The following is a 1,043-nucleotide window of genomic DNA, read 5'->3' as shown; positions in this document are numbered from 1 at the left end:
AACTGTAGGACATAGCTTCTGAGCTACTTTTTCGTTAACTTTTTTCGAAGGGGTTAACGGGATAACTAGTCTTGAATTCAAGTCATTTAGTAAGTTGTTTTGCACATCAACAAAATAGGGGTATGTTTTTTTACTGCTTTTGTCTTTGTTCAAATAAAGCGTAAATTGGCTCATTAAAAGCTCCTGAATGAGTCAGAAAATAAACCATTCTCTTCACTCAACTTGTTCAGCTCGTCAATAGCATCTTTATTTTCTTTAAGCCATTGTTCGCGTTGTGCTTTTTTTACTTGAACAATCAAGGCTTGTTCAAGTGTCGCTGATAAGTTTATTTTCAAACTTTTAGCTTGATTTAAAAGGTCACTGTTTACTGTTAGGTTAGTAGCTTTCTTAGGCGCTTGCTGGTCAAAACTTGGTCGCATGGTATTTGCTCCTAATGCGCATTGTTTATATGTATTGTTATGCTATTCCATATCCAAGCATTTAACAAGCGGCTCCACCGGACAAATTTTAGTGTCACCATTTTTGTTCCAAAAATGCCGCCAATAAAATTTGCTCGGTGAGCCGGGCGTTAAGGCCTATTAGTGTTGGCCGTAGTGCCCACCAATAGCAAAAATGTAAATATACTCATCGTCGTATTTATAAATTAACCGGTCTTTCTGGCTTAGACGTCTCGACCAAAGTCCCGATAAATTATGCTTAAGTTGTTCTGGTTTTCCCGTTCCTTCGGCAGGGTTACCACGCAGCATTTCCTTAAGTTGTCGGCACAGTACCTTATATAGCTTTTTATCGTTTTCTCTTAAGGTTTCATATTCTTGCCATGTATTTCCCTCAAAGACCAGTGATCTCACTCATCTCCTTCTTGCTTGGCTTATAACCTTCATTGTCAGTATGTGTTTTTACCGAGTCAGCGATTTGCTTCATCAAGTTAGTATTCTGCAAAACATATAAGGTTTCTTGCTCTCTTTCCCAGTCGTCAGCACTCATCACAACAAAATCGTCACCGGCTCGCCTAGTTACCTTTAAGGGCTCATGGTTCCCAACTA

At 39.0% G+C, this 1,043-nt stretch carries 4 protein-coding genes; all 4 read right to left on the bottom strand.

Annotated features, from left to right (window positions below):
• Nucleotides 1-174 (bottom strand): CcdB family protein (locus A3735_RS32545; protein WP_197485862.1); only part of this gene is annotated, 174 nt, incomplete at its 3' end.
• Nucleotides 174-419, bottom strand: coding sequence for a type II toxin-antitoxin system CcdA family antitoxin (locus A3735_RS11045; RefSeq protein ID WP_068516651.1), 246 nt, complete (start codon nucleotides 417-419; stop codon nucleotides 174-176). The genes A3735_RS32545 and A3735_RS11045, both read right to left, overlap by 1 nt.
• Before the next feature lie 159 nt (nucleotides 420-578).
• Nucleotides 579-848 carry a Txe/YoeB family addiction module toxin gene (locus A3735_RS11040; RefSeq protein WP_068516648.1) on the bottom strand — a complete coding sequence of 90 codons (270 nt, stop codon included), beginning with the start codon at nucleotides 846-848 and terminating at the stop codon, nucleotides 579-581.
• A partial coding sequence (locus A3735_RS11035) for a type II toxin-antitoxin system Phd/YefM family antitoxin (protein ID WP_068638057.1) occupies nucleotides 829-1,043 on the bottom strand: 215 nt, incomplete at its 5' end. The genes A3735_RS11040 and A3735_RS11035, both read right to left, overlap by 20 nt.

The organism is Oleiphilus sp. HI0061, assembly GCF_001635675.1.
The sequence above is the reverse complement of the archived record's forward strand: the minus strand, read 5'-3'. Positions and strand labels throughout refer to the sequence as shown.